Annotated in this window: 27 protein-coding genes; 2 read left to right on the forward strand and 25 right to left on the reverse strand. The window is 59.1% G+C overall.

The features are described from left to right. Positions 1–120: 120 nt before the first annotated feature. From RO22_RS17875 to RO22_RS17900, 7 genes are all read right to left on the reverse strand, one after another. Positions 121–1,089 carry a contractile injection system protein, VgrG/Pvc8 family gene (locus tag RO22_RS17875; RefSeq protein ID WP_052475675.1) on the reverse strand — a complete coding sequence of 323 codons (969 nt, stop codon included), beginning with the start codon at positions 1,087–1,089 and terminating at the stop codon, positions 121–123. Further along, positions 1,089–1,538, reverse strand: a complete 450-nt coding sequence (locus tag RO22_RS17880) for a phage tail protein (RefSeq protein WP_041158950.1) — start codon at positions 1,536–1,538, stop codon at positions 1,089–1,091. Before RO22_RS17880 ends, RO22_RS17875 begins: the two co-directional genes overlap by 1 nt. Before the next feature lie 21 nt (positions 1,539–1,559). Beyond that, on the reverse strand, positions 1,560–5,180 hold the full coding sequence (locus RO22_RS17885) for a phage tail tape measure protein (protein WP_041158951.1): 3,621 nt from the start codon (positions 5,178–5,180) through the stop codon (positions 1,560–1,562). A gap of 11 nt (positions 5,181–5,191) precedes the next feature. After that, entirely contained in the window at positions 5,192–5,326 is a 135-nt protein-coding gene (locus RO22_RS24275) for a GpE family phage tail protein (RefSeq protein WP_084625444.1), read from the reverse strand. A gap of 41 nt (positions 5,327–5,367) precedes the next feature. Further along, on the reverse strand, positions 5,368–5,736 hold the full coding sequence (locus RO22_RS17890; protein ID WP_084625448.1) for a phage tail assembly protein: 369 nt from the start codon (positions 5,734–5,736) through the stop codon (positions 5,368–5,370). Positions 5,737–5,800: 64 nt separating this feature from the next. Next, positions 5,801–6,310 carry a phage major tail tube protein gene (locus RO22_RS17895; protein ID WP_041158952.1) on the reverse strand — a complete coding sequence of 170 codons (510 nt, stop codon included), beginning with the start codon at positions 6,308–6,310 and terminating at the stop codon, positions 5,801–5,803. A gap of 15 nt (positions 6,311–6,325) precedes the next feature. Next, positions 6,326–7,498 (reverse strand): phage tail sheath protein, encoded by a 1,173-nt coding sequence (locus RO22_RS17900; protein ID WP_041158953.1) that lies wholly within the window; start codon positions 7,496–7,498, stop codon positions 6,326–6,328. Positions 7,499–7,649: 151 nt separating this feature from the next. Between RO22_RS17900 and RO22_RS17905 the strand changes: the two genes are divergently transcribed. After that, positions 7,650–8,435 carry a hypothetical protein gene (locus tag RO22_RS17905; RefSeq protein WP_152618918.1) on the forward strand — a complete coding sequence of 262 codons (786 nt, stop codon included), beginning with the start codon at positions 7,650–7,652 and terminating at the stop codon, positions 8,433–8,435. Between the two features lie 207 nt (positions 8,436–8,642). After that, on the forward strand, positions 8,643–9,260 hold the full coding sequence (locus RO22_RS17910; RefSeq protein ID WP_041158955.1) for a YajG family lipoprotein: 618 nt from the start codon (positions 8,643–8,645) through the stop codon (positions 9,258–9,260). 68 nt (positions 9,261–9,328) lie between these two features. Here the strand turns inward: RO22_RS17910 and RO22_RS17915 are convergent, their stop codons facing one another. The 18 genes from RO22_RS17915 to RO22_RS17995 form a co-directional block, all read right to left on the reverse strand. Then, the gene (locus RO22_RS17915; protein ID WP_041158956.1) at positions 9,329–9,808 is read right to left on the reverse strand and encodes a hypothetical protein; all 480 of its coding nucleotides are present in this window, start codon (positions 9,806–9,808) and stop codon (positions 9,329–9,331) included. A gap of 15 nt (positions 9,809–9,823) precedes the next feature. Further along, the gene (locus RO22_RS17920; protein ID WP_041158957.1) at positions 9,824–10,693 is read right to left on the reverse strand and encodes a hypothetical protein; all 870 of its coding nucleotides are present in this window, start codon (positions 10,691–10,693) and stop codon (positions 9,824–9,826) included. Continuing rightward, positions 10,690–11,064: a hypothetical protein gene (locus tag RO22_RS17925; RefSeq protein WP_041158958.1), complete on the reverse strand. Its 375-nt coding sequence runs from the start codon at positions 11,062–11,064 to the stop codon at positions 10,690–10,692. Before RO22_RS17925 ends, RO22_RS17920 begins: the two co-directional genes overlap by 4 nt. After that, positions 11,061–11,315, reverse strand: a complete 255-nt coding sequence (locus RO22_RS17930) for a hypothetical protein (RefSeq protein ID WP_041158959.1) — start codon at positions 11,313–11,315, stop codon at positions 11,061–11,063. The genes RO22_RS17925 and RO22_RS17930 overlap by 4 nt, the downstream gene beginning before the upstream one ends. Beyond that, positions 11,308–11,667, reverse strand: coding sequence for a hypothetical protein (locus RO22_RS17935; RefSeq protein ID WP_041158960.1), 360 nt, complete (start codon positions 11,665–11,667; stop codon positions 11,308–11,310). Before RO22_RS17935 ends, RO22_RS17930 begins: the two co-directional genes overlap by 8 nt. After that, a complete protein-coding gene (locus RO22_RS17940) occupies positions 11,664–12,191 on the reverse strand; it encodes a phage tail protein (protein WP_052475676.1) in 528 nt (175 codons plus the stop codon). The genes RO22_RS17935 and RO22_RS17940 overlap by 4 nt, the downstream gene beginning before the upstream one ends. Next, a complete protein-coding gene (locus tag RO22_RS23885; RefSeq protein WP_052475677.1) occupies positions 12,188–13,111 on the reverse strand; it encodes a phage tail protein I in 924 nt (307 codons plus the stop codon). Before RO22_RS23885 ends, RO22_RS17940 begins: the two co-directional genes overlap by 4 nt. Then, complete coding sequence (locus RO22_RS17950; RefSeq protein WP_041158961.1) at positions 13,108–14,007, reverse strand: baseplate J/gp47 family protein; 900 nt, start codon at positions 14,005–14,007, stop codon at positions 13,108–13,110. The genes RO22_RS23885 and RO22_RS17950 overlap by 4 nt, the downstream gene beginning before the upstream one ends. Further along, on the reverse strand, positions 14,004–14,342 hold the full coding sequence (locus RO22_RS17955; protein WP_041158962.1) for a GPW/gp25 family protein: 339 nt from the start codon (positions 14,340–14,342) through the stop codon (positions 14,004–14,006). Before RO22_RS17955 ends, RO22_RS17950 begins: the two co-directional genes overlap by 4 nt. Before the next feature lie 2 nt (positions 14,343–14,344). Then, positions 14,345–14,620 (reverse strand): PAAR domain-containing protein, encoded by a 276-nt coding sequence (locus RO22_RS17960; RefSeq protein ID WP_041158963.1) that lies wholly within the window; start codon positions 14,618–14,620, stop codon positions 14,345–14,347. 9 nt (positions 14,621–14,629) lie between these two features. Next, positions 14,630–14,974, reverse strand: coding sequence for a hypothetical protein (locus RO22_RS17965; protein WP_041158964.1), 345 nt, complete (start codon positions 14,972–14,974; stop codon positions 14,630–14,632). Positions 14,975–15,000: 26 nt separating this feature from the next. Beyond that, complete coding sequence (locus RO22_RS17970) at positions 15,001–15,477, reverse strand: phage baseplate assembly protein V (RefSeq protein WP_052475678.1); 477 nt, start codon at positions 15,475–15,477, stop codon at positions 15,001–15,003. 75 nt (positions 15,478–15,552) lie between these two features. Continuing rightward, entirely contained in the window at positions 15,553–16,011 is a 459-nt protein-coding gene (locus tag RO22_RS17975; protein ID WP_041158965.1) for a phage virion morphogenesis protein, read from the reverse strand. Further along, entirely contained in the window at positions 16,008–16,502 is a 495-nt protein-coding gene (locus tag RO22_RS17980; RefSeq protein ID WP_052475679.1) for a phage tail protein, read from the reverse strand. Before RO22_RS17980 ends, RO22_RS17975 begins: the two co-directional genes overlap by 4 nt. Next, positions 16,499–16,711 (reverse strand): Rz1-like lysis system protein LysC, encoded by a 213-nt coding sequence (lysC, locus tag RO22_RS25380; RefSeq protein ID WP_138800245.1) that lies wholly within the window; start codon positions 16,709–16,711, stop codon positions 16,499–16,501. Before lysC ends, RO22_RS17980 begins: the two co-directional genes overlap by 4 nt. Next, on the reverse strand, positions 16,614–17,036 hold the full coding sequence (lysB, locus tag RO22_RS23890) for an Rz-like lysis system protein LysB (protein ID WP_052475680.1): 423 nt from the start codon (positions 17,034–17,036) through the stop codon (positions 16,614–16,616). Before lysB ends, lysC begins: the two co-directional genes overlap by 98 nt. Beyond that, the gene (locus RO22_RS17990; protein WP_041158966.1) at positions 17,033–17,518 is read right to left on the reverse strand and encodes a lysozyme; all 486 of its coding nucleotides are present in this window, start codon (positions 17,516–17,518) and stop codon (positions 17,033–17,035) included. The genes lysB and RO22_RS17990 overlap by 4 nt, the downstream gene beginning before the upstream one ends. Beyond that, complete coding sequence (locus tag RO22_RS17995; RefSeq protein ID WP_041158967.1) at positions 17,508–17,714, reverse strand: hypothetical protein; 207 nt, start codon at positions 17,712–17,714, stop codon at positions 17,508–17,510. Before RO22_RS17995 ends, RO22_RS17990 begins: the two co-directional genes overlap by 11 nt. Positions 17,715–17,716 lie beyond the last annotated feature (2 nt).

Here is a 17,716-nt window from a genome sequence, read left to right on the forward strand (position 1 = left end):
TTGCCCGGCACATGCCAAAAAACTGAAACAGAAATTTTCTGTTCCTGTGATGTGTGTACCGGAAGATGAGCAATCTTACCACTGGAGTAACGTACAGCCCATTATTTACCTGTGAGACAACTATCCCCGCGTCTCCATCCTAATACTGCAGGTATACCCCCGCTCCGTGAAATTGTGCGTCACTTCATCAATGATCCAGGGCGTGGCGTCGATTTCTGGCTTGTAGCCCTGTGCGGTGACCGGGGTTTCGGGGTAGATGTCGGCGCGGCCTTCGGCTAGTTCCAGGGTGAGTTCGGAGTGCTTGCGCTGTAGGCGCTTGAGTTCGGCGCTGGCTTCTTCAATGGCGTGGGCCTCACTTGCGTAGGTGTGGCGCAGGCGCTTGGTGTTGTCGCTGCTACCCACCAGCACTTCTTTTCTCTCGGCACTTTCCAGGTCGCTCCAATAAGCCAGCACGCCGGTGAACTCTTCACGGTCAGCGATGAGATAGCGGTGGGTGTCGCCTACGCCGCGCTTAAGCGTGAGCATAGGAATGGGGGTGCCGCCTGCGGTCACGCCACCGTTCATGGGCATAAACAGTAAGTTGCCGTTTTTAGCCATGCATAGGGCGTCATAGCGTTCTGCCAGGCGGTGCAAAAAGTGCAGGTCGCTTTCGTCGGTTTGGTCGATGTGGTCGATAAAGATGCCCGCCAGCGCATTGGCGATGTTCGGGGCCAAGCCTAGTCGGCCAGCAGCGGTGGCCACGATCTCTTCGAGGGTTTTCTCGTGGTAGCTTTCGCAGCGCTTGGCGGGGTTCTCTTTGCGCAGGTCGGCGCTGCGGGCGCGGATGGTGAGCACGTCCGGTGCGCCTGAGTGTTCGACTTCATCCACGGTAAAGCTACCGCGATCCACCAGGGCTTCACCTTCCCAGCCGAGCGCCACGGTCAGGATCTTGCCGCGCGGGGGGATGGCGAGGCGGCCGTCGTGGTCTTCCAGCGTCATGGTGAGTTCGTCGGTGGTGGTGCCGCGCCGGTCGGTGATAGTGAGGCTTTGCAGGCGGCCGGTGGCTGCCATGCCACCGATTGAATAGGCGGGGCGTCGCGCGGGAATCATTACACGAGCCTCGGCACGGCGCGCATGGCCATGCCTGCCAGCGGGCCGAGCATGGCCAGCAGGTTGCCGTTATCGTCTTCTACCCGGTGCAGCACCATATCAAAGTCAATTTGCTGGGCGGCGCCGTCGCGCATCAATGCGACCTTGCGCTCCTTTAGGCTTTCCATGACAAAAAAGCCGTAGTTTTTGCCGGTGCCTTCGATCAATGGCCAGGCGTGGCCTTGGCTGGCCATGTCGCGCAGCTGATCCAGGTGGGGCTGGCCACCGGTGAACTGGGGGTGAAGGGTGCCGGTGAGCGTGAAGGTGTCTTCCCCTGGGCCAAGAAACTGCCGGGCGGGCAGTAAGCCGACCCGGCCTTGGGCTTCCTGCCGCCATCGGGTTTGGCGTTGCAGCTCTTGATAGGCGGCGGTGTCGAGGGCGAACACGAACATGCCGTAAATCATCATCATGGTGATATTCCTCGCTGCTCTTTAATCAATGTCGTGGAAAGCGCTGCGGTGGGTTGCCTGGGCGCGGCGTTCTGCATCGCGCAGGGCGCGCTGTACTTCGGCGTTTACCAGCCTTGCCAGTGTTTGTTCATCCATGCCCGGGGCGGCGTGGATCTCGATGTTGATGCCGCCGTGAATCACCAGCCCGCCGCTGGGCTGGCTGGCGTGGCTTTGTAGCGGCGGCCGGGCGTCGATCTGTATGCCGCTGGTGTCGATGCGTAGCGGGTCGAATTGGGGGAGTTCTGGCCATTCGATGCGAAGGGCATCAAGCGTGGGCATTTCCGGCTTGGCCAGCTCGCTATAGAGCGTGGGCAGCTCGGGGCGCTGGATCTCCATCGCGCCCAGCTCGGGTAACGTGGGCAGCGTTGGCCGCTCGATGCGTAGCGCATCAAGCGTGGGCATTTCGGGTGTGGCCACCTCGCTATGGAGCGTGGGCAGCTCTGGGCGTTGGATTTCTAATGCGCCCAGCTGGGGTAACGTAGGCCGCTCCACTTCCAGGGCGATAGCGGGCGATGCCACCCCTGCGCCCAGCATTAGCCCGGCGGCGGCATTGCGCAGGTGGGTGGCGATGCTGCGCACTTGTTTAACGGGGCCATCGGCGTCGGCTTCAATTCCGTTGGCCAGGCCTTGGGAGACGTAGCTACCAATGGTGGCAAACACGCGACTGGGGGAGTGGATATCCAGCCAGCCGCGTACCGTGCTGGTAACGTCGTTGGCCAGATTGGCGGCGCTTTCCGTCGCACGATTGGCACCATCGCGTATCCCTTGCCCTAAACCGGCGGCCGTATCCTTTCCAAGTTGGATAGCACGATTGGCACCGCTGCTGAGTGAATCCAGCGCGCTACCCATGGCGTCCTGTACCCAGCCTGCGATATTGCCCGCCATGCCCATCACCTGGTCGCGCAGGGCGCCGATCATGCTGCCGATGCCGTTGATCATGCCTTCGACGATATTGACGCCGAAGCCTTCAAACACGCGGCTGGGGGAGTTAATGCCCAGCACGCCTTTGAACCAGTTGGCCACGCTGGAGGCGATGTTGGTCATGCGTTCGCGTAGGGCGGTGAGCTTTTCAGTCAGCCCGCCGAGCAGGCCGTCGATAATAAAGCCGCCCAGGCTGCGGAAATTTTCCGGCACTGAAATGCCCAGGCTTTCGAGGGTATTGGTGAAGGCGCTATACAACAGCCCAAGCGGTGACCAGTTGATGAGCAGGCGCGACACGCCGCCGATGCCGTCACCAAAGGCGGCGTTAACCGTTGACCATACGCTATCCGCTGATTGACGCACCCAGCCCATGGCGCTGTTCATGCCGTTGGATAAGCCGCCGATCATCTTGCTACCCAGCTCGGCCAGTGACCCGGGCAGCTCAATACCCAGGCGGCCTAACGCGGAGGAAATACCGCTATAGAGCAAGCCAAGCGGTGACCAGTTGACCAGCAGGCGGGTAACGCCGCCGATGCCGTCACCAAAGGCGTCCTTCACCTGCTGCCATAGGCCCAGGAAAAAGCCTTTGATGGGTTCCCAGTATTTGTAAATCACCAGCGCGGTGGCGGCGATGGCCAGGATGGCCCAGCCAATCGGGTTGGTGGCGAGGAATACCGCCGTTGCTTTGAGTGCGCCGAGTAGGCCGACGGTTAGCGCTTTGCCTACGGCAAACAGGGCAGCACCTGCGGTTTTTAACACCGGGGCTAGCACGCCTGCTTGGATGCCCAGGGTGGACATGGCGAAGCGGGCGAACAGCAGTGGGGAAAGAATGCTGGCAAACGTCATGGTGACAGCGCCGCCGATGGTTGCCAGGGCGATCATGGCCGCGGCCACTTTGGCGATGGTGCCCGCCAGCTCGGGGTTGGCTTTGATCCAGTCACCGACACCGCGGGTAATCTTGGTGATGGTTTGCACCAGGTCGCGCAGGGGGCCGTCGTTGGTGTCGGTGATACTGATGCCGACTTCTTCCCAGGCGCTGCGCAGGTTCTTTAAATCGCCGCCGATGTTGTCGGCCATGACTTCGGCCATACGGGCGTTTTCGCCCATGTTGTCGCCCAGGGCATTGATGATGTCATCCAGCTGGCCACTGCCCATGGCGTCGACCAGTTCTGCCATGCCGGAGCCCGCTTCTACGCCGAAGATATCCTGCATGATGGCTTTGCGTTCGACGTTGCCCAGATCCGCCGTGGCCTGGCTGATATCACGCAGAATATCGGGCATGGCGCGCATATTGCCGTTGGCGTCGGATATTTGGAGCCCAATGTTTTCAATCGCGGCCGCGCCCTTGGCGGCGGGGTTGGTGAGCCGGTTCATCATGGCGCGCATGGTGGTACCGGCCTGGCTACCCTGGATGCCGATGTTGCCGAGAATGCCCGACATGGCGGCGGCTTGTTCCATGGTGAGTTTGAGGTCTTCGGCGCCGCCCAGGTACTTCATGGTTTCGCCGAGCATTTCCAGGTTAACGTTGGCGCGGCTGGCGGTACCGGAGAGGATATCCCCGACGCGGGCCATGGCGCCTTCCGCTTCCATATCGACCTTGAACGCCCCGGCGATGTTGGAGGCAATATCCGCCGCGCGGGCCAGCTCGGTATTATTGGCCAGCGATAGCGCGAGCACGTCTTTCATTGAGGCCTGAATGGCCCCGGCGCTCATACCTGCGCGCAGTAGGAACTCTTGGCCTGCACCCACTTCGGTTGCGCTGAAGGCGGTGGTTGACCCTAAGTTGCGGGATTGCTGGCGTAGCCCCTGGTAGCGTTCGTCGTCGGCATCGAAGCGGCCAACGGCCTGTAGGGTGCTCATCTGTTCCGCCCAGGCAACGCCAGGCGTTAACAGGCGAGAGGCGGCGTAGCCTTGGGCGATACCGGTGCCGAACATGCCCATGCCCACCCCTTGGGCGCGGGCGACGTTGGCCATGCCATTCTGGTAGCGGTCGCGGGCCTGGGTTAAGCGGCGCTGGCGTTCGGCGACTTCAGATAAGTGGCGCTTTTGTTCCTGCAGCGCGGTGTTTAAGCGTTCCTCTTTGGTGCGCAGCTCCCGGGCGCTGCGGCCGAGGTTGTCGGTACTGATGCCCGCTTCATCCAGCCGGGTTTTTAAGCCCCGCACCCGCTCGGTTTGGGTGGCGTGGTTCTGGGTGAGGCGCTTGATCTCTTCGCCTGCGTGACGGGTTCGGTTGCGGTATTCCCGCATCGCGCGGGCGGAGCGGTCGAACTCGGTTTGGTGGCCCTGTAGGCGAACGCGGGCGCGTTCCAGCGAGGCGGTCAGCTGGTCGCTGGGCTGCTTGGTTTTGAGTAGTTCGCGGGCGAGGCGGTCGTATTCCCGGCGGGCAACGGTCAGGCCAGATTTAATACCGGCGTGGGCTTCGCGCTGCTTATCGAGTGCCTGGGTGTACTGCTGGTTGCGCGTGCGGGCGTCGCGCATTGCGCGGGTATTGGTGCGCAGGGCGGCGTTGGCTTTGCGGTAGCTGGTGAGGTCGCTTTGTTGCCGCTGCAGGTCTTTTAACTGGTCGCGGGTTTCGCGCATGGCTTGGGCGGTTTGCCCGGCACCTTGGCGCATTCGCTTTAGGGGGCCGGTGACGCGATCTACCGCGTTCAACATGACTTGCAGGCGTAGATTACGCGACATCGGCTTTTTTCCTATTTGGTGCGTTTACCGGGCTTGCTGCCTTCGTGGCGTTTGCGGGCGCGTTCGCGCCACTGCATGAGTTCTTCGAGTTCCATGTTGTCCATGGCGCTGGGTTCCCAGTGGAACACCATGGCGAGATCCGCCATGGCGTCTTCCACGAACTCGGGAAGGGCTCTTTTTTGAAGGGCTAGGCCTCGGTTTCCTTGAATTTCTTTGGGATCAAAAAACCGTTGAGCGCCGTGCCGAGCTGAATAAGGTCGACGATATCGAGCGTTTTCACCTCGGCTTCGGTGAGCGATGGCGTAGTGATGCGGGGCAACACTTTATGCAGGGCGGTAACTTCGAAGTTCATGATGTCTACCAAGCTGACGCCACGCATACCGCCGGACATGGGTTTACGCACGGTGATCTCTTTAACCAACGTTTTGCCACGCTGCAGCGGGGTTTCCAGTGGCACTACTTCGGTCGGCACGCCTGGGGCGGTGGCGGTGGTTTGCTCTTCGTTTTTCTCAACTGCTTGGGTGTCGATGCTTTGGCTTTCGGTCTTATCGGTCATGATGGGTTCCTAAGAGTTGGGTATGGCCACCGGGGTGGCCGTGGGTGGAAAGTGGCCGGGCTGTTTACACCTGAAGGGCGGCGCGGCGCTCTGCCAAGCGATCCTTGCCACGTACTTTGAAGATGAAACCAGGAACGTCGCGCTCGATGACCTCTTCGCCATCGACGATTAATTTGAAGTACGAAAGGGTGGTGGTGACGCTGATCTGGTTGTTGTCGCCCTTTGATGCGTCACCCATGTTGATGGTCTTGTGGCGGCCGCGCATGACGATCTCGACCGGGATAATCTCGCCGTCTTCGTCGGATTCGTAAGAGCCGGTCATACGCAGCATGGCGGCGTCGTGGATGGGGCTGCCGTAGCTTTCGTAGATATCGACAATCATGCCGCCGGCCGTCCATTCGAATTCCTGCAGTTCGTTGCCCTGGTCGACTTCGATCGGGCCTTCCATACCGCCGCCTTCGTACTCGACCATGCGGCGGGCCAACTCGGGCAGGGTGAGTTCGGGGATTTGGCCCTGCCAGTTGTTGCCGTCGCCGAACAGGTTGAAGTCTTTAAGGATATGGGGGAGTGCCATGGTCAGTTGCTCCTGTTAGGCGTTGATGCGGTCGGCAAAATCGACCAGATAGCGGTCGGTAATGCGCTGCTGCAGCATGAGGTTTTCCAGTGGCGGCACCGGCGTGTAGTCGTAGTCGATGTAGAGCTTGCCGCTCTTCAGCACTTCCTTACTGTTCAGCTCAGGGTCGAACCAGGCTTCACCGCCGAGGATGTAGCCTTTGCGGGTAAGCTCGCGGAACTTGGCGTTGATGCCTTCGATAATGTCGCGCACCAGGCTAGGGTGCATGGGCTTATCTACCGCCCACAAATGCGCTTCCGCGATGGTGTCGGCGAGGACTTGCGCGGTGCGGGTGTATGATTCAAACGCGAACAGTGGGTCTTCGGTGCAGGTGCGGGAGCCCCAGAAACGGAAGCCGCTTTTGTTGATGAGGGTGGTGACCTCGGCGGCGTTGAGATACCCGGCATCGGTGGCAGGATCTTGGAGATCCCAAAACACATCGTGGGTAATGCCGGTAACGCTATTCACTGGCATGTTCGAGAGGGTTTTGTGCCAGCCGATTTCGTTATCCAACCGGGCGCGGTGGCCGAGCGCCTTGGCAACGGCGGAGAGCGGGCGGGATTCCTGGGCGTTCACATCGAAGTTCTGGAAGTTGGGCCAGATCACCATGGCTTCCCGTTCGCCGAAGTTCTCCCGGTACATCACCGCTTCTTCTTTGGTTTCGCAGCCGTAAGCAGATACGTAAGCGAAGGCCCGCAGCTTGATGGCCACACTGATCAGGGCGGTGGCGACGTTTTCGTTATCCAGATCCGGCACGCCGAGAATGCGCGGTTTCACACCAAAGCGCTGCTCGGCGGCCAGCAGTGCCTGGATGCCGGTCTTTTGCCCGGTGGGCGTGACGCTGCCAATCACGTTGGCGGTGATTTCGCCTTCGTCTTGGCCTTCTGCCACGCGCACCACCACACACAGGGCGCGGGTTTCTTCCACAATGGCGCGCAGCGAGCGGGCCAGGGTGCCGGTGGTACCGGCATCGCCAATGGCGCGGTAAATATCGGTGACCAGCACCGGCGTATCGAGGGGGAAGCGTTCGGCGTCCGCCTCCGGGCCAGTGGCCACCAGCCCGATAACGGCGGTGGCCACGGTGCGGATGGGGCGGGTGCCTTCGTTGATTTCGACGACGCGGACGCCGTGATGGTAATCCTGGGCCATGCTTGTCTCCTGCGCAGGTTCAAGCGGGTACGGTTGAGGTGTGCTGCTATGGTGGGCAGGCTTCGCGCGGGAGGGTAGTGGCGGGCGTTGTGCGGGAGGTGGGGGACAGTGCAGAATAACTGCGAAAACTTAAATTAGACTGGGAGGCCAGGTGAAAAATAAACACTATCGATGGGTGCTGGGATGTGTAGCATTTTTCTTAATGCTATTACCCCTGGTCTTATATACTCGTCAATTTGGCAGCATGGCTTGGCCACCTAAATTTTCAAACTCGACTGATGATTGGGCAAATTTCGGTACCTACTTATCCGGTACTGTAGGAGTGTTTGCGGTAGTAGGAACTTTAGGAAGCGTTTTAATAACATTGAAACAGCAAAATAAAATGCTTGAACATCAAGAACAGGAACGTTTGAAAAACGAAGCTTATAGCATTAGCACTATAGTGTTTCCTAAGGTTAGAAAAAGATTAGATGATCATTTTGAAATGAATATAGCAAAATTTTTTCATAAGTATGGTTTTGGCGTTAGTGGTGACTTGATTGAATACTATACCGATAATCAATTAGAGAGTCTTTTTAATGACTATGAGATTCATATAGGCTTTGAAACGTTTGAGAAAATCTTTCCAAGTAAAGAGATAAAAGGAAGGGAAGGGATTAAAGCAGCATTCTTGCTACAAATTGTTGAATCAAATTTTAAAATAGTCGAAAAGTGTATTGAGCGCGCACCTGAGTTATCTAGCTATCTGTATGATGAGAAGTTAAAAAAAGCATTCGGCTGTTATTTAGCTTATGAAAGAGGTTGTACAGGTGGAAAAAACACTGAGTTTGCAAAGAAGTGTAGAATTGCTGGGTTTCCTATTATTGTCGGAGACAATTATGGAATTGAAAAGATGTGGTACGAGCTGGGGAAGAGAGTAGTTAAGCCCGCTAAGTAGCGGGCTTCATCCAGGTTAGGCGCTTAAACCTCCGGTGGTCGGTAGCGGTTAAGCTGCTCGATGGCTTGCTGAGCGGCGGCCTCTGCGGCTTCGATGGTGTAGGCGCGTTGGTTACTATCAAAACAAGTTGACTAACCATAATTTACCTTTAAGGTTTCCCGGCAAACTAAACCTCAAAACTAAAAAATGATGCTGCAAGGGGAACACATGAAGTGCTTGAAAATTATCGGGTTGTTGGCTGGGTTAGCGCTGTTGCACGGCTGTGCGGCCGTACCTGAGTCTCATAAGCTGGCCTATGAACCGCAGCCGGATGTTACCCCTGTTGAGGGTGCTTCGCAGGTCGCGGTCAATGTTGTGGTTGAGGATGCGCGTGAGGATCAACGCCGTATCAGTCATAAACGACACAGCTGGGGCTTTCCGATGGCGTCGATTCATAGTGAGGAGCCAGTAGAAGAAGCCGTGAAAGCTGCCATCGAGCAGGAGTTGTTAGCCAGAGGGTTTGGGTTAGACGGTGATGCTTCTGTCATTATTCAAGGCGATATCACCGAGCTGTACTCGAACTTACACCTGATAGACACCTTCTTTACAGGCAAGGCGGTAGGTAAGTCTACGATTCAGCTAGAGGTGATGTCAGAAGCCGATGAGGTGCTGTTCAGCAGAGAAATATCCGTTGCCCCTGAATATAAAGGCCTGATGTACCAGTCTGCGTCTAACCTAGCCAGGCCTGTAGAATTGGCGATTGAAGAAACGCTGGATGAGCTGTTTGATGATCCGCTGTTTATGGATGCTTTGCTAAGCGATAGCCATGTCAGTGGCGTTAGGTAACGTATCGTTCTAGCTCCGAAGTGTGAAGCCCGCCAACATTGGCGGGCTTCATTCGTTTAGGGCAGGTGTTACGCTTCTGGTGGTCGGTAGCGGTTGAGCTGCTCGATGGCTTGCTGGGCCGATTCCTCGGCGGCTTCAATAGTGTCGGCGCGTTGCACGGCTGCTTTACCGCTTAGACGTAGGTTACGGATATCGCGCAGGGCGGTTTCCCATTGCTCGGCGGTGGCGACGATCTCTTGGGCGGCCGCTTCGGCACTGACCTCAAACATGGCCATGTGGTCGCTGACGCTGGAGGGGATGGCCGTTTCATCTTTGCCGCCTGCTAACCAATCGCTGGCTTCCTGCTTGGCCAGCAGGTACTCCTGATCGATATAGCTACCGGGGCTGACGAAGGCGGCGCGGGCGTTGCCAGCGGCAGTGTCGATTTCATCATTTAATTGGGCGTTTACGGCATTTAACAGCTCATCTAATGGGAGCTTGTTAAAGTTATCGATGGCGTCATAGTTTAAAACATGAGTGCCACTAATAATCTGGCTTTTAATAATCATAGTTTTGATTCCTTATTAAACGACGATGCTTTCCGCTGACTGAGCCGCGTTGTAGCCTAAAATTTGCGGCAGTGTAGAACCACTAAAGCCCTCTGCCGTTAGATTTCCAAGACGGAAAGATAGCGTGAAATTGCGCGTTATAATGGGCACCGGCACAGAGGAATCGCCTGAAATTGTGAAAAGGTCGGTAAAGATACCCACTGCCCCTGAATAGCCGGTTACTAGCCTCAAGCCGCCGCTCATTTTTAAATTAACCCTTAAAAAGTGGATGCTGGCATCGAGATAGCCGCCCGTAGTGGTGCCGCGTGTAAAAAGGCCTCCGAAACTAGGAGGTGTGCCACCGTCATCGCCAAAGACGGTTACACCCGTTGTGTTCTGAGTCTCGATTTCCACTTGATAGAAAGCAATTTTTAAGGAACTGCCCTCGAAATAATTGCATCGAGAAAAGCGAGTATCCTTGGGCCACAAGGTAGCTCGGCACAATAATCGACTAGGGTTTTGTGCTTCCCATCTGCTGCTTTGGCCACTAATGAAGACCGTTTTTCCGTGGAAATGATTGTGATGGGATACGTTTTCAGGTACTTCGCATATATGGTCGGCATTACCCCGTAGGTATATTGCAACCTGTGCTCCTGGCGCTGCTCTAGATGCAGCGTAAAGCACCGTTTTGAAAGGTTCCGACGATGAGCCGTTGCGGCTTGATGCGTCTACGCCAACGTCAGAATTAACATAAAATGCCTGTGACGCCATTTCACGAATAGTGGTGGGAACACTCTCCGTCGCCTTATCAACTTTCTGATCAATCCCCTTCATCTTATTGGCGACTTCAGTAGTCAACTTATTAGCGGCGCTCACTAGCGCGCTGATCTGGCTTTCTAGGCTCATGTGGCCTCCTGTTCATTGGTGGTGCTGTTTTGGATAGTGGCGGCGCCCTGAGTGAAGGCGTCGGTTAGGGCGGTGAGGGTTTCGCCGAGCTGGTTTTCCATTTCACCGACTTGGGCCTTGGTGGCTTTTTTAGCCAGCTCTTCAGTGATGGTGGTGGCGAAGTTGGGGTTGTTGCCCAGGGCTTCGGCCAGCTCGGCGAGGGTGTCCAGGGTTTCCGGCGCGCTACCGGCCAGCGCACTAAAACGCTGGTCGATCTGCTCGATGGTGGGCACGTCTGCCTTATTCGCCTTGTTGCGCAGCTTGCCGTCGATCACCCCCAGGGTGTGGGTGACGGCTTGGCGCAGGGCGATGAGGTTTTCATCAAAACTCATGGGGTGGCGTCCTCCTGGGCGGCGATCATGCCGCCGTGGTAACTGATGGCGTCTGTGAGTGCGGCCAAGACGCTATCGATCTGGTGAGTGGCTTGCCGAGCCTCCGCGACTTGGGCCAGGATCTCCGGCGAAAGGGTGCCGGGCGGGCCTTGCGTGCCGTGGCTAATCACTTGGAAGCGTGGCGGCGCGGGTAGGTGAACCGTGACCGAGCGCGCAGGCATTTGAACGGTGAGGCGAGTGGCGTTAGTCATGAACTACCCCCAGCGTTAGCTGAAAGTGGCCACGCAGCAGGCTGTACACATCGCCGGACGGGAACGTGATGCGCAGCTCGTAACGGGCGCCCGACCACTCCGGCGATACGGCGCCCGCTGTTTGTTCGGGGCGGATGTGTACGCTGATGCCGCCTTCACTGTGTACCAGCTCGATACCGTTACCGGTTTCGCAAGTAAGCAGCGGCGCGCCCTGAGTCGTGGCCACCACAAACGTGGCCTCGCAGCCGGTGAGATCCACCGGGGTCGCGGCCGCGTCTTCACTGGCCCATGCCGCGCTAAAGCGGTAGGTGGTACCGGCGACCATGGAGAGCGTGGGGGCCTGGGTGCTCATGGGCGTTTCTCTAACTCATTAACGCGGAACAGCAGATCCACCTGCCGGGCCATGTTGTCGACGATGGCGGCCGCGTTGGCGGTGTACTGCTCGCCCCAGGCGGCCAGGGAAAGATTGGCACCGGTGCCTTCTACGGTGACGGATTCAGCGGGCAGGGCGTCCAGGCGTAAGTCGAACGCCAGCAGCAGCGGTACCGCGTTGGAGATGTAGGCTAGCGGCTGGGCATCCGACCAGACGGCGAGCAGGGTGCCGTCTTCCAGAAAGAAGCCCACTTCATGCACCCAGAACTCGGGGCCATCGCCATCCACTACGCCGGTGAGGTGAATTTGGTGGGGGCTGACGCGTTGACCATCGGCGATGCTGACGCGCCTGCGTTCGTTAACCAGCGTGAATTCGTTCTTGCCGGGATTGCGGGCGTTGTCACCGATGGCGATATGCGTAATACGCGCGGCGAGGCCATCGCTCTCGGCATTGAATACGGCGGCGAGGCCTGCCGTGGTAATAACGGGTACCAGAGCTGTCATGTGGTGCTCTCCATGGTGTGATGAGTAACGGCGAATCCGCGACAGGCACCGGCGACTAACAGCGAAGCTGCCGGGAGGTTAGCTTGGGCCACAGAAGCGGGCAGGTCGGTATCGGGGGCGTTGGCCATAAGCCGACGAGTGACGGCCAGCCCGCGACAGGCACTGATAATGGCGAGCCGCGCCGTTGAGAGCGTGGTGTCCGTCGTTACCTGTGCCGCGCGTCGAGTAAAGGAACAGGCCTCATGCGCTGCTGTAACAGCCATTCCGCCAGCGATCTCCAGCGGTGGTTGAACTGGGCGCGTAGCCGCACGCGAAAACGAAGCGGGCTGCAGGGTGCTCACCGTTACCATGCCCGTCGCCAATTCGAGTGGCGGTTGGGTCGGGCAGGCATCGTTGCGGGCTAAACCGGCGGCACTCTGGGCACTGGCCACGCCAATACGGTTGGGGCCGAACTGGGCGGAAAGCGAAAAATCGTAGTGGCTGCGCAGATTCTTGGCGCTTTGAATGGCGTGGTGGATCTGCTGATAAAACGTGCCGCTGAGCTGGTCGGCTACTTCGCGGTTGTCGTTCAGGTGCAGGCGCGCACGGAAGGTGCCTGGCTTGGTAGTCGGTTGATGCTCAAACCATTCGGTGAGCGTGACGGTGATACCCATTGCGGCCAGGGCTTTTTCCACGGCCAGCCGGGTGCCTTTGATGCGGTGCACGGCAAAGCTTTCGGCGATCACGGCACGCTTGGTGGCTTCGGGCCAGTCGGCTTCCCATACATCTACGGAAAACGCCCAGGCGAGGAACGGCAGCAGTTCCGCCGGGCAGGTGGCCGGGTTCCAGAGTGTGCGCAGCGGTACCGGCAGGGCGAGCGGATGCGAGGCAGCAACGCGGGCTTCCAGTGGGCTACGGTTGGGCGGTAGCAGATGCATCATGGCAGCCGCTCCGTTGCTAAGTGAATCGCGGTGCAGCGGGGTGCCTGGTGGGGTTGGCTGCGTAGATCCTGCCAGCTATGCAACGTGACGTTTTCCACGCCCTGAATAGTGAGCGCGGCGCTGATGCCGGAGCGGGTCACCCAGGTGCCGAGTTTGTAGCGGGCGTCGGTGTAGGTGTTTAGCTCTCGGCGGGCTTCCTCGATCACCAGCTCCGCATCCGGGCCGGGGCGCAGGGTCAGCGTGGCGTTGATGGTGTAGTCGACCCGGTCGGCGGGCTGCAGGGTGAGCCGGTCGGTCAGTGGCCGGAAGGGTTCCAGGTAGTCGCGCACGGTATCGAGCAATGCAGGGGTGGCGATGCCGTCGTTTTTGCGGGATAGCACGGTGAGCACTACATCCACCGGTTCGGGGCTTTCCACGGCCACGTCGCGCACGTCGGGATGAGCCGCCGCGGCGTGGAACTGGTAGGCGCCCACCGGCCCGGCCACCGATAACCCTTCAAACGCTAACTGGATACGGGCGCGAAAGTCGCGGTCGTGTTCAAACGTAGGCGGTACCGGCGGCACCGCGTTGGGGTCGCCGGGGTCGAGCATTAGACGCGTGACTTGGAAATTAGCACCCATTTGGTCAAGGTCGCCACCGGCGGCGTAGGCCAGCATCACCGCGCGGGCGGCGTCGTTAATGCGTTCGCGCAGCAGCAGTTCACGGTAGGCGTTTTCCTGCAGCAGCTTGGTAAGCGGTTCGCTTTCAAGCGCCAGGGTGGCGGCCAGGTCTTCCCGTTCATCGCTGGGGGTAAGCTCAATCAGGCGCGCTTTGCGTTCACTGAGCAGCGCTTCATAGTCTAGCGGTTCGATCACATCCGGCGGGGTGATCTGGGAGAGGTCAATGGGTGTGCTCATGTAAACGGCACCTCGACGTGAAAACGCTGGCCATCGTGGGTTTGAGCATCGATCTCCAGCATGGCGCGGCCGTGCTGGCTGGCATCCACCTGGCGGTTGACGCGCAGCACGCGCACTCTTGGCTCCCAACGGGTAATGGCCATCACGCTGGCGGCGTAAGCCTGTAGCAGCGTGGTGTCGTTTAGCGGCTGGTCGATCAGTTCCGGCAGCAGCGAGCCGTACTCCCGACGCATCACGCGGGTGCCAATCGGGGTCGTTAGTATGTCGCGGATGCTTTGCTGGATATGGGCTAGCCCGCTAACCAGGTGGCCGTTTGATGTGCGCATGCCTGCCATGGTTAGCCCCCTACAAAGACATTGGGCGAGCCGGTGGCCACCAGCGAACCGCAAGCGACCGGGTCGCCAACGCGGCCTTTGGGGCGGCCGTTCACGAATACTGTTTTGGAGCCCGCTGCTAACACGGATTCATGGGAGCAGTGACGCGCCCAGGCATCGGCCACGCGGTGGCTGGGGATGCTGTTCACAAACACATTGGGCGATCCTGACACCGACGGCCGTGGAGAGCATGAGCCGTGGCCTGTGCAGATGTCGCCGACTCGGGTAGCTGCGGGCATAGTGTTCTCCTATAGCGGCGTAGGGGCCGCCATTTCCTGACGCACGTTATCGAGCTGATTGCTTTGCTTGAGCGCATTGATCATCGCGGCGCGGCTTAGGCCGCCATCACCTTTCGTGATGGGACGAGTGAAAATGCCCAGCTGCTCTTGGCTAGCCCGTTGCCGGATATGCTCAATGGCTTGGGCAATGGCGTGTTGGCTGGTGGCCAGTGAATCGCCGCCTGCTTGCTTACCGGCATAGAGCGCTTCACGAATCAGCGTGAGTTCGTCGCGGATCTGCTCGCCGACGGCGATCATTTGCGCGAAGTCGTCGGTGTAATCGATAGCGTTTTCATCGCTGGTTTTAACGCCCATGTGATAGCTCCCTGGCTTTTACAGGCTTAGTTTTCATAAATGTTGCGGCCCTTGAGGTGCATATCGCCGCTGGCGGTAATGCGGATCTCGCCGGTGGCGTTGATGGTGATGTCGCCAGGAATGTCGACCTTCAAATGATGCTCAACGTGGTTGTAATCGATCACCGCGCCGTCGGGCATCACGGCGTGGAAGTGGTCGCCGTTATCGCTGGGGGCGGGGTGAAGATCACGAAACAGACCCGTTAGCACCACGCCTGCATTGAGATCCCCACCGGGAGAAATAACGATGACCTGCTCATCGACCGTTGGCGGGCACCAGGTGCGTGTGGTGCCTGCGCGGGTTTCGATCCAGCGCAGCCAGCCGGTTTTCATATCGCCAATATCGACCCGCACACGCGGCGGTTTCGGCGGGTCGGCGGTGGGATTACCGTGATCCACCTCGGCGATGGTGCCAAAGCGAATCAGGTTATGTATCAGGCGGAGTAGTTCGGCGGCGTTAGTCATGCCGCTAATGGTGGTGGCGTTACGGGCGGATGGGTAGCGGTGGGCGTTGTGCCAACTAGCCAGGACAAGTAGCGGTTAACGGCCGGGCGGTGAAAGGTGGTTTAGCACGCTGTCGGCGATGCGTTCACGGTCGGCCGGTGTGATACCCACCAGCTCGCGGCGGGCGTATTGGTGTTGTGGGCCGCCTTTCTCGACGCGGTCGCGCAGGCCGTAGTGGTGTACACGGGCGATGCGGTTAATGCGGCCCAGGAAACCCACCTCGGCGGTGTCTGCCGTGGTTTTGATGCGAAGGTATTTAGCGGTGCGCAGCTTGGTGAACATCGCTTTGCGGCGGATGGCTCCGCTGCGGCCGCGTAGTTGGGTGCGGGGTTCAAACGGCGCGCCGTCGGGGTTGGTTTGGGCCTTGATGCGGCTGCGGTTGGCAATGCGCAGATCCCGCGCGACTTCCCTTGCCAGCACCCGCCGCTCTTTGGGGCTGAGCTTGTTGATTAGCGGCGTTAGCCAGCTTTCCAGCTGTTGGAGGTCGTCACTCATTCGCCGCCACCTGGGCTTTGCCATTCGCTTTTAAGTACGTGTTCGGCATCGCTTGGGCCTTTGACGTACAGCTGCCAGCTTTTCGCCGGGCAGGCGTCCACCGGGTATTCAGGCATGCGGTGTTCGGCGTTGATGTCGCCGGTTTGGCAATCCACTTTGGCGACGACGCGTTCGGTGAGGCGGACGGTTAAGGCGAGATCCCAATGGGTGTTGTTGAGTATCTCGGCCTCAATCTGAACGGCTTCATCTTCGACTAAATCGGGCTGGTAACTGTTGAGCCACTGCAGTAGCGGAACCATCACCGTGTCGAGGCTGCCGCTGTAGTCGGTAATGATGATTTGGGCATCGACCGTGTATTGGTGGCTTAGGTTGGTACCGCGCGCAAACTTGATCTTGCCGTCATTGACGAAGGTATGGAGCTGCTCGGGGTTGCGCTTTAGTTCTGGGATTGAGGCGAGCAGGTGTTGGCGTAGGGACTGGAGTTTGATCATTGCGGTGCTTCGCTGTGGCAAAGGATGATGGCATCCACTTCGGCGGCGCACTGTGCCCAGGCGGCTTCGGTGCTTTCCAACTGCAGGTGCAGTTCGCCGTTGGTTTGCGGGTTACTCGCTGGCAGGCTGCAGGGGCTCGGCGTCGCGCAGCGATTGATAGTAATCACTGGCACCGGTGACGGCGGGGCGCTTGCGCAGGCGGATAACAGCGCTAGGCAGGTGAGTGTTGGCCCAAGCGCGTAGCGTGGCGTTTTCACGTTGCAGTTCCTCTATGGTGGCCAAGCGGTTGGCGGCGGTATGGCTAAGCGCCGCTTGCTGTTCATCCAGCGCACGGCGTTGGGCTTCCAGGCGGCGGGCGTTCTCCCAAAGCGCATCAATAATCACCAGGCTTTTTTGTTCCCGGTAGTGGGATTCAGCCAGCTGCTGTTCGGCCAGTTCGGCGCGGGCATCTGCGGCGTTGCTGCGCTGCCAGAGCGCCCAGGTCACCAGCACGACCAGCACTAGAATGGCCAGGGCAGTGAGTAGGCGGGTCATGGTGCTGGCTCCTGATCGATGCCTTTCAAGCACAGCTCGCGCTCCGTGGCGCGGCGTTTGACCAGGCCGTTTAGCTTTCTGCCACCGGCGTATACCCAGCGGCTTAGCTCGTGGCAGGCGCCACGTAGATCCCCGGCGTTGAGTTTGCGCAGCAGGGTGGAACGGGCAAAGGCGCCTTCCCCCACGTTGTAAACAAAGGAGGCGAGCGCGGCGCGGGTGGGCGGCGGCAGGTTCACCTGGGCACGGCGATCCAGCGCCGAAAAGGCGTGGCCAAGATCCGCCTGCAGAAGCTGAGTGCAGCGTTCCTGGCTAAGCGTTTGCCCCATGCGTGCGGTGGCGGTGTGGCCAAAGCAGATGGTGGGCACGCCGACCGGGTCGCGGTAGGCGGTGGGCTGGTAGCCTTCGTAATAGGAGACCACGGCGGTGGCGATGCTGAGCGCGCCCGCCGTTGCGCCAATGGCAAGGCGGCGTTTAAGACTCACGGCGGCGCTCCTCTAGGTAGTTTCGGATGCGTTTTAGGTAGCGCGGCAATAGCAGACCGATTTGCAGCGCGAGATAGAGCAGCGTGAGTACCGTGACCCAGTCGGCGGGCGTCATGCCGCCCATATGCAGTAGGGAGACGATGGCCGGTGGGGCGGCTTTGACGCTCTCGGTGGTGATTTCATACGGGTGGCTCATGG

The sequence above is a fragment of the Halomonas sp. KHS3 genome (genome assembly GCF_000830495.1).
In the GTDB taxonomy this organism is placed as follows: Bacteria; Pseudomonadota; Gammaproteobacteria; order Pseudomonadales; family Halomonadaceae; genus Vreelandella; species Vreelandella titanicae.

Excerpts from the sequence above, each read along its gene's own strand:
- RO22_RS17895 (WP_041158952.1), bottom strand. The coding sequence starts at position 6,310 with ATGGCACTCCCCCATATCCTTAAAGACTTCAACCTGTTCGGCGACGGC.
- RO22_RS17925 (WP_041158958.1), bottom strand. The coding sequence starts at position 11,064 with ATGAGTTTTGATGAAAACCTCATCGCCCTGCGCCAAGCCGTCACCCAC.
- RO22_RS17955 (WP_041158962.1), bottom strand. The coding sequence starts at position 14,342 with ATGGCAGGCATGCGCACATCAAACGGCCACCTGGTTAGCGGGCTAGCC.
- RO22_RS17980 (WP_052475679.1), bottom strand. The coding sequence starts at position 16,502 with ATGATCAAACTCCAGTCCCTACGCCAACACCTGCTCGCCTCAATCCCA.
- RO22_RS17960 (WP_041158963.1), bottom strand. The coding sequence starts at position 14,620 with ATGCCCGCAGCTACCCGAGTCGGCGACATCTGCACAGGCCACGGCTCA.
- RO22_RS17935 (WP_041158960.1), bottom strand. The coding sequence starts at position 11,667 with ATGAGCACCCAGGCCCCCACGCTCTCCATGGTCGCCGGTACCACCTAC.
- RO22_RS17940 (WP_052475676.1), bottom strand. The coding sequence starts at position 12,191 with ATGACAGCTCTGGTACCCGTTATTACCACGGCAGGCCTCGCCGCCGTA.
- RO22_RS17965 (WP_041158964.1), bottom strand. The coding sequence starts at position 14,974 with ATGGGCGTTAAAACCAGCGATGAAAACGCTATCGATTACACCGACGAC.
- RO22_RS17995 (WP_041158967.1), bottom strand. The coding sequence starts at position 17,714 with ATGAGCCACCCGTATGAAATCACCACCGAGAGCGTCAAAGCCGCCCCA.
- RO22_RS17880 (WP_041158950.1), bottom strand. The coding sequence starts at position 1,538 with ATGATGATGATTTACGGCATGTTCGTGTTCGCCCTCGACACCGCCGCC.
- lysB (WP_052475680.1), bottom strand. The coding sequence starts at position 17,036 with ATGACCCGCCTACTCACTGCCCTGGCCATTCTAGTGCTGGTCGTGCTG.
- RO22_RS17970 (WP_052475678.1), bottom strand. The coding sequence starts at position 15,477 with ATGACTAACGCCGCCGAACTACTCCGCCTGATACATAACCTGATTCGC.
- RO22_RS17930 (WP_041158959.1), bottom strand. The coding sequence starts at position 11,315 with ATGACTAACGCCACTCGCCTCACCGTTCAAATGCCTGCGCGCTCGGTC.
- RO22_RS17950 (WP_041158961.1), bottom strand. The coding sequence starts at position 14,007 with ATGAGCACACCCATTGACCTCTCCCAGATCACCCCGCCGGATGTGATC.
- RO22_RS17915 (WP_041158956.1), bottom strand. The coding sequence starts at position 9,808 with ATGATTATTAAAAGCCAGATTATTAGTGGCACTCATGTTTTAAACTAT.
- RO22_RS17875 (WP_052475675.1), bottom strand. The coding sequence starts at position 1,089 with ATGATTCCCGCGCGACGCCCCGCCTATTCAATCGGTGGCATGGCAGCC.
- RO22_RS17910 (WP_041158955.1), top strand. The coding sequence starts at position 8,643 with ATGAAGTGCTTGAAAATTATCGGGTTGTTGGCTGGGTTAGCGCTGTTG.
- RO22_RS24275 (WP_084625444.1), bottom strand. The coding sequence starts at position 5,326 with ATGGCGGATCTCGCCATGGTGTTCCACTGGGAACCCAGCGCCATGGAC.
- RO22_RS23885 (WP_052475677.1), bottom strand. The coding sequence starts at position 13,111 with ATGATGCATCTGCTACCGCCCAACCGTAGCCCACTGGAAGCCCGCGTT.
- RO22_RS17900 (WP_041158953.1), bottom strand. The coding sequence starts at position 7,498 with ATGGCCCAGGATTACCATCACGGCGTCCGCGTCGTCGAAATCAACGAA.
- RO22_RS17975 (WP_041158965.1), bottom strand. The coding sequence starts at position 16,011 with ATGAGTGACGACCTCCAACAGCTGGAAAGCTGGCTAACGCCGCTAATC.
- RO22_RS17885 (WP_041158951.1), bottom strand. The coding sequence starts at position 5,180 with ATGTCGCGTAATCTACGCCTGCAAGTCATGTTGAACGCGGTAGATCGC.
- RO22_RS17890 (WP_084625448.1), bottom strand. The coding sequence starts at position 5,736 with ATGACCGATAAGACCGAAAGCCAAAGCATCGACACCCAAGCAGTTGAG.
- RO22_RS17920 (WP_041158957.1), bottom strand. The coding sequence starts at position 10,693 with ATGAGCCTAGAAAGCCAGATCAGCGCGCTAGTGAGCGCCGCTAATAAG.